6 protein-coding genes are annotated in these 7,393 nt (G+C 73.4%); 2 read left to right on the top strand and 4 right to left on the bottom strand.

The window, feature by feature from the left end; translation table 11 throughout:
* Positions 1-128: 128 nt before the first annotated feature.
* From ACZ31C_RS21010 to ACZ31C_RS21000, 3 genes are all read right to left on the bottom strand, one after another.
* The gene (locus tag ACZ31C_RS21010) at positions 129-1,157 is read right to left on the bottom strand and encodes a 6-phosphofructokinase (RefSeq protein WP_117228420.1); all 1,029 of its coding nucleotides are present in this window, start codon (positions 1,155-1,157) and stop codon (positions 129-131) included.
* A 158-nt stretch (positions 1,158-1,315) separates the two neighbouring features.
* Positions 1,316-1,861 carry a pyridoxamine 5'-phosphate oxidase family protein gene (locus ACZ31C_RS21005; RefSeq protein WP_465796710.1) on the bottom strand — a complete coding sequence of 182 codons (546 nt, stop codon included), beginning with the start codon at positions 1,859-1,861 and terminating at the stop codon, positions 1,316-1,318.
* Between the two features lie 34 nt (positions 1,862-1,895).
* Entirely contained in the window at positions 1,896-2,393 is a 498-nt protein-coding gene (locus ACZ31C_RS21000; RefSeq protein WP_465796709.1) for a polyadenylate-specific 3'-exoribonuclease AS, read from the bottom strand.
* Positions 2,394-2,656: 263 nt separating this feature from the next.
* Here ACZ31C_RS21000 and ACZ31C_RS20995 point away from each other — a divergent pair, with 263 nt between their 5' ends.
* Positions 2,657-3,349 carry a Crp/Fnr family transcriptional regulator gene (locus tag ACZ31C_RS20995; RefSeq protein ID WP_013735136.1) on the top strand — a complete coding sequence of 231 codons (693 nt, stop codon included), beginning with the start codon at positions 2,657-2,659 and terminating at the stop codon, positions 3,347-3,349.
* 81 nt (positions 3,350-3,430) lie between these two features.
* On the opposite strand, the gene ACZ31C_RS20990 is transcribed toward ACZ31C_RS20995, so the two are convergent.
* Complete coding sequence (locus ACZ31C_RS20990) at positions 3,431-3,628, bottom strand: hypothetical protein (protein ID WP_236146062.1); 198 nt, start codon at positions 3,626-3,628, stop codon at positions 3,431-3,433.
* Positions 3,629-3,808: 180 nt separating this feature from the next.
* Here ACZ31C_RS20990 and ACZ31C_RS20985 point away from each other — a divergent pair, with 180 nt between their 5' ends.
* The gene (locus ACZ31C_RS20985) at positions 3,809-7,378 is read left to right on the top strand and encodes an ATP-binding protein (RefSeq protein ID WP_465796708.1); all 3,570 of its coding nucleotides are present in this window, start codon (positions 3,809-3,811) and stop codon (positions 7,376-7,378) included.
* Positions 7,379-7,393 lie beyond the last annotated feature (15 nt).

Below are 7,393 nucleotides of genomic sequence, written 5' to 3'. Positions count from 1 at the left end.
CACCGCGCCCCGTTGTGCCCGGCCCCGACCCCGGCCCGGGGGTCCCCCCGGCCGCACCCCCCCCGCCCCCCCTGGGGCACGCGGGGGGGCGGGGGGCCGGCCGCCCCCCCGCGACGTCGGGACGACGATCAGCTGCCGAAGAAGACCTCGGCCTCGGCGTACCGCTCCAGCGGCACGGTCTTCAGCTCGCGGGTGGCGTCGGCGAGCGGGACGCGGACGATGTCCGTGCTCTGCATCGCGACCATCTTGCCCCAGTCGCCCTCGTGCACGGCGTCGATCGCCTGCAGGCCGAGCCGGGTGGCGAGCACCCGGTCGAACGCGGTCGGGGTGCCGCCGCGCTGGATGTGCCCGAGCACGACGGTGCGGGCCTCCTTGCCGGTCTTGGCCTCCAGCTGCTCGGCCAGCCACTGGCCGATGCCGCCGAGCCGGACGTGACCGAACGAGTCCAGCTCCTGGTTCTGCAGGACCATCTGGCCCTCCAGCGGCTGGGCGCCCTCGGCGACCACGACGATCGGGGCGTACTGGTGCTGGAAGCGCTTCTCGACGTAGCCGGCGACCTGCTCGACGTCGAACTGCCGCTCCGGCAGCAGGATCACGTTGGCGCCACCGGCCAGCCCGGCGTGCAGGGCGATCCAGCCGGCGTGCCGGCCCATCACCTCGACGACCAGGGTGCGGTGGTGGCTCTCGGCGGTGGTGTGCAGCCGGTCGATCGCCTCCATCGCGATGTTCACCGCGGTGTCGAAGCCGAAGGTGTAGTCGGTGGCGCCGAGGTCGTTGTCGATGGTCTTCGGCACGCCGATGACCTTGACGTCCAGCTCGTGCAGCTTGGTGGCGACACCGAGGGTGTCCTCGCCGCCGATGGCGATCAGCGCGTCGACGCCCTGTGCGGCCAGGTTCTCCTTGATCCGCTCGACGCCGTTCTCGATCTTGAAGGGGTTGGTCCGCGAGGAGCCGAGGATGGTGCCGCCGCGCGGCAGGATCCCCCGGACCTCCGCGATGCCCAGCGGACGGGACAGACCCTCCAGCGGGCCCTTCCAGCCGTCCCGGAACCCTACGAACTCATGGCCGTAGCTGGCGACGCCCTTACGGACCACCGCCCGGATGACCGCGTTGAGACCCGGGCAGTCGCCGCCGCCGGTGAGCACGCCGATACGCATGATCCGCTCATCCTCCTGGGAGCAATTCGGTCAAGCCCGATCAAGCCCCAGGATAAGTGTCAGGTCAGACCTCGGCACCGTTGCCGGCCCGGGGCGGGCCGTCCCTCCGAACTGTAGTCGCCGTACCGGCCCACCTCACACCGCGCCCCGGTTACCAGTCAGTAGCCGTCGTCGCCGGTGGACGCCGGGCCACCGCCCGGGGCCGAGCCGCCCCGCCCCAGCAGGGCCACCGGGCGGCCGTCCCCGGCGGCCCAGCACCGGGCCGCGGTGACGTGCACCGCGACCAGCGTCAATCCGCTCGTCGTCACGCCATCCGGGAACCACCCGGCCAACCCCGGGTGCCACAGCCGCTCGGCCCGCGCCCGGTCGTAGTCGTCCCGGGCGGTACCCGACATCGACGCCCAGACCTGCCCGTCCGGGTCGTGGAGGCCCACCTCGACCTCCGCGTTGACCCGCAACTGGCGGACGGTCGACGACCCGGCGTACGCGAAGAACCACAGCTCGCCGTCGAAGTCCGCGCGTTGCAGGACCATCGGGCGGCCGACCAACCGGCCGTCGAGGGAGGTCGTGGTGAGCGTGCCGACACCGACTGCCCTGATCAACTCGGTGATCCGGTGCCGGGCGTCCCGGACGGTCAACACCTCGTCACGCTCCCTCGCCTCGGCACCGTTGGCCACACCGATGCCCGGGGCAGAACGGGTCAAACCACCGATCGACCGCAGCGCGGGGACACCGGCGCTAGGAACCGGTGATCGCCCGCCACCGGGCCAGGTTGTGCCGGGCGTCGACCAGGGCGTCGTGGCGGGCCGCGTCGGCGTTCGGCAGCCGTGGCCGCCCCCGCTCCTCCCAGAGCTGCCGCAGCTCCTTGGTGTAGCGCGGGATCTCCCGGGGCAGGGCCGGCATGGCGCCCCAGAGCTGCGCCAGCGCCACGTGGTCGTACGCGGCGTACCAGGCCCAGAGCTCCAGCTCCTCGCCGGGCCGGTCCCGGATCGGCTCGACCAGGAAGTCGTACAGCTCGTCGCGGATGCGCTCCCGCGAACGCCACGCCCGGTCCGCCGGGGACGGCAGCTTGTCCAGCACGTTGCGGCGTACCCAGGGCACGGCGCGGCTGGCGTCGAACTCGGTCGAGACCGCATAGAACTCGCGGTCGTACTCGTCGACGACGCCGATCGAGACCAGCTCGACGGTCCGGCCGTCCTCGATGAATTCGCAGTCGTAGAAGTAGCGGTAGGCCATCCTCGCCATCCTCGCCGACGCCCGACGGGGCCGTCACGCCGGGTCTCCCACGCCGGGAGCGTTTCCAATCGTCCCGATTGGGAGACATCCGCAGCTCGAAGCTGTCACGGAAGTGATTTGAGGGGTGTACAGCAAGCGACCGGACCGTCATGATCTGATGTGTACCGCTGCCGGACGCCGCACGGGTGTCAGACCACCTCGTCAGGGGCCGCCAGGCTCACCCGGTGAGCGAGTTGGGTCCTTTACCGGGGAGGGGTGGGGCCGTGGAGATGCGCCTGCCGGAGCCGGGCGACGCGCTCACGGGTGTGGAGATGTTCGCCGGGCTGGAGCCGGAGGTGCGTCAGCGGGTCATCGCCGCTGCGGTGCCCCGGACGTACCGCAAGGGTCAGTTGCTGTTCGTGGAGAACGACCCCGGCGAGTCACTGATCGTGCTGCGACGGGGTGCCGTGGCCGTGTTCCGCACCGCGCCGACCGGCGAACGGGCCGTGCTGTCGGTGATCCGACCGCCGGACGTCCTCGGTGAGGTGTCGTTGCTCGACGCCTCCACCCGGTCCGCCTCGGCGGAGGCGATCGAGGACTGCACCGCCCTCGCCCTGTCCCGGGGCGCCTTCATGGAGCTGGTGCACTCCAACCCGCGGATCCTGGACGCGGTGATGCGCTCGTTGGGCGCGCTCATCCGCCGGCTCACCGAGCAGAACGCCGACCACGTCTTCCTCGACCTGCCCGGTCGGGTCGCCAAGACGCTGGTCCGGCTCGCCGGAGAGAGTCAGGCTCCGATGATCACCATCGAGCTGAACCAGAGCCAGCTCGCCGAGATGGCCGGTGGCTCGCGACAGAGCGTCAACCAGGCGATCGGTTCGTTCGCCAACCGGGGCTGGCTGCGTACCGAGGGTCGGCGGATCGTCGTCACCGACGTGCCGGCGTTGCGCCGCCGGGCGGGCATGAGCGACCGCTGACCCAGCGCGACGACGCGGGCACGACAAACGGGCGGGGCCGGGGACGATCGTCCCCGGCCCCGCCCGTTGCACCCGTCCAGGTCAGGGCTTGGTGCTGCCCGGACCGGCCCAGTCCGTACCGCCCGGACCGGCCCAGTCGGTGCCGTCCTTGCCCGACCCCGGCACCTCGCCGACGATGCCCTGCGCCTGCAGGAGCGCGAGGGTGGCGGCGTCCACGTCCACCGAGTCACCGGCGGGGTGGGTGACTCCGTTACCGTCGGTCCAGTCACTCTTCAACATGACGTACACCATGAGGCTGTCCCCCTGCTCAGCGTTGTCCACTAGATCGGCTGCCTGAATCTAGCCGTTCGGCACGCGGCGGACCGCCCGGAGGAGTGTCCACAAGCCAACAGCCCGGTACCCGACAGTCCACCGGGCAGCGATACTCGGACCTGCGCCCCCGGGCGTCGGGGCTCGCCAGTGGAGGGTGTCATCGCCGCACAGTGTGATCGCTGTGGACGCACCGCCGCCGACGGCGACCGCTTCTGCGGTGGCTGCGGTGCGGAGCTCGGCGCCGTCTGCCCGCACTGCCTGAACCCGCTCGCTGCCGACGTGGCCTTCTGCACCTCCTGCGGCACACCCCGGGCCGGCAGCGACCGTCCCGCCACCATCGGCCAGGAGGACCGGCGCCGGGTCAGCGTCCTCTTCGTCGACCTGATCGACTTCACGCCGTACGTCGAGCGGGCCGACCCGGAGCTGGTCCGGGGCATGCAGACCGGCTTCTTCTCCGCCGCCCGCCGGGTGGTCGGGCAGTACGGCGGGGTGGTGGAGAAGTACATCGGCGACGCGGTGATGGCGTTGTTCGGCGCGCCGGTGGCCACCGAGACCGACGCGTTGCGCTGCGTCCGCGCCGGTCTGGAGCTGCAACGGGTGCTGACCCGGTTCACTCCCACCGGCACCGACGGACTGCGCTTCCGGGTCGGCGTGGCGACCGGCGAGGCGCTCGTGGACGTGGCCGCGGCCCGCGACGGCGGGCAGGCGATCGTCGCCGGCGACGTGGTGAACACCGCCTCCCGGTTGCAGTCGGTGGCACCGCCCGGTGGGGTGCTGGTGGACGGGACCACGCATTCGCTCACCCGGGACACCATCCGCTACGACGAGCAGCCCCCGGTCACGCTGCGCGGCCGGTCCGCGCCGACGGAGGTGTGGCTGGCGCTGTCCGCGGTACGCCAGCAGGCCACCGACCGCGAACCGGACACCACGCCGCTGATCGACCGTGAGCACGAGCTGGGCATGCTGGTAAACGCGCTGCACCGCAGCCTGCGCGACCGCCGCCCGCAGGTGGTCACCGTCTTCGGCCGGGCCGGCATCGGCAAGAGCCGGCTGGTACGCGAACTGCACCGGCACACCGGCCGGCTGGTGGACGAGCCGCTGACCTGGCGGATCGGGCGCTGCCCGCCGTTCGGGGAGAATGTCACGTTCGCCGCGCTGGCCGACATCGTCAAGGCCGAGGCGGGCATCCTGGACACCGATCCGGCCACCAGCGCCGCGCAGCGGCTCGCCGGGGCGGTGGCCGAGCTGGTCGGGCCCGGCGAGCGCGACCGGGTCGCCGACGCGCTGCGTCCGCTGGTCGGTCTGGCCGGTACGCCGCTGCCGGCCGAGGAGGCCGAGTCGGCCTGGCGGCGTTTCCTGCTGGCGCTGGCCGCGCGTCGACCGACCGTGCTGGTCTTCGAGGACCTGCACTGGGCCGACGACGCCATGCTGCGCTTCGTGGAGCTGCTCGGCGCGGCGGCCCGGGACGTGCCGCTGCTGCTGCTCTGCACCGCCCGCCCCGAGCTGGTCGACCGCGATCCGAGCTGGGCGGGGACGATCACCGGCTCGGTGACCATCACCCTGCCGCCGCTGCGGGACACCGGCATCGCCGCGTTGTACGCGCACATGTTCGGGCAGGCCGCCTTCTCGGCCGACCTGTTGACCCCGCTGATCGAGGTGGCCGGCGGCAACCCGCTCTACGCGCACGAGTACGTCCGGATGCTCATCGAGCAGGGCGCGTTGCGGCAGTCGGGGCGGGGCTGGTCGCTGGAGAAGCACCTGGACCTGCCGATGCCGGAGAGCGTGCACGCGGTCATCGCCAACCGGGTCGACCTGCTCGACCCGAAGGACCGGGCGGTGCTGCTGGCCGCGGCCGTGGTCGGTGTGCAGTTCTGGCCCGGCGCGGTGGCCGCCGCCGTCGGGCAGCCGGTGGAGGCCGTCGAGCGCGCCCTGCGTCGGCTGGAGCAGCGCGACTTCGTGCACGAGCAGGCCGCGTCCACGATGGCCGGCCAGCCGGAGTACCGCTTCCGACACGTCCTGGTCCGCGACGTGTGCTACCAGCGGCTGCCGCGTACCGAGCGGGTGGCCCGGCACGACCGGACGGCCGACTGGCTGGACACCCTGTCGCAGAGCCGGGACACCGACCTGGCCGAGGTGCTGGCCCACCACCGCTGGGCGGCGCACGAGATCGCCCGGTCACTGGACCTGGAGACCCGTCGCTACGCCGGTCCGGCCCGGGCCGCGCTGCACCGGGCCGCCCGCCGGGCGTACGCGCTGCACGGGTTGGACGCGGCCGCCAGCCACGCGGCCCGCGCGCTCGGTCTGGCCGACGACTCCGACCCGGTCGGCCGGCTGCAACTGGAGCTGCTCAGCACCGAGATCTCGTTCTACCGGGACGGCAACGCGTTCCTCTCCGGCGGCGGGCCGGAGCAGGTGCAGACGCTGGCCGACCGGTTGCTGGCCTGCGGCGACGAGGCGTGCGCGGCCCGGGCCTGGACGCTGCTCGGCCAGGCGGCCTGGCTGCGGGCCGACCGGCAGGCCGCACTGGTCTGCCTGGACCGGGCGGTGCGGTTGTTCGAGCCGCTGCCGGACAGTCCCCAGAAGGCCGACGCCTTCGCCGAGCTGGGCCGGCTGCACATGCTCAACTACGAGCGCGATCCGGCGGTGGCGGCGGCGGCCACCGCCGCCGAGATCGGCGAGCGGCTCGGGCTGACCGAGACCCGCACCAACGCGCGGATCACCGCGGCCACCGCCCGGTACCAGGCCGGTGACCGGGCCGGCCTGGACGAGCTGCACGCGCTGGCCGAGTTCAGTCGCGCCGGCCAACTCCTGGCGCTGCCCCGGGCCACCCAGAACCTCGCGTACGCGGTCCGCGAGGAGGGCGACTGGCTGCGCTCCGACGCACTGCTCTCGGCGGCGCCAGCCCGCACCGCCAGCGGGCAGACGCTGACCACCAGCTACTCGGGCGAGGCGATGCGCGCCTGGTTCGAGGGGGACTTCCCGCGCCTGCTCGCCGCCGCCGAGGCGTTCGTCGACACGCCCACCGGAAGTTGGGACATGCAGGTGCGCGGGCTGCGGTCGTGCCTGCTGGTGCTGCGGGGCCAACCGGTACCGCCCGCCGCCGGACCGCCCGGGCAGCCGGGTGAGGGCGCCGAGGCACCCGGCGACGACGTGGCCGCCGCGCTGGACACCGCCCGACGCAGCGGCTTCCACCGGCTGCACTGGACGATGGTGGCGATGGGCGCGCTGTGCCGGGCGTTGCAGGAGCGCACCGAGGAGGCCGCGGCGCTCGTCGACGAGTTGGCGGAGGCGTGGACGTCGGTGCCCGCGCTGGCCAGCGGCGAGTGGATCGCCGCCGCCGGCTGGGCGGCCACCCTGTCCGGACGCAAGCCGGCGGCCCGGGTCCGCGGCATGCTGGACCAGGTGGGGCACCGTACGCCCTGGTCGGAGGCGGCCCTGCGGACCGTGACCGGTGCGCTGGCCGGTGCCGACGGCGACCACCGACGCGCGGCCGAGCTGCACCTGGCCGCCGCCGAGATCTACGCCGGGATCCCCGACGTGACCGACCGGATGCTGGCGCTGACGTTCGCGGTACGCGAGCTGGCGTCGGCGGACGACCCGGCGGCGACCAGCGGGCCGCTGACCGAGGTACGCGCGTTCGCGCACCGCAACGGCGCACCCGGTCTGCTCCGCCTGGCCCACCCGTCGGAGGCTGGCACCCGGACACTGGCCTCCTGACCACCGCCCGGGTCG

It is taken from the genome of Micromonospora sp. NPDC023869 (assembly GCF_055559695.1).
The sequence above is the reverse complement of the archived record's forward strand: the minus strand, read 5'-3'. Positions and strand labels throughout refer to the sequence as shown.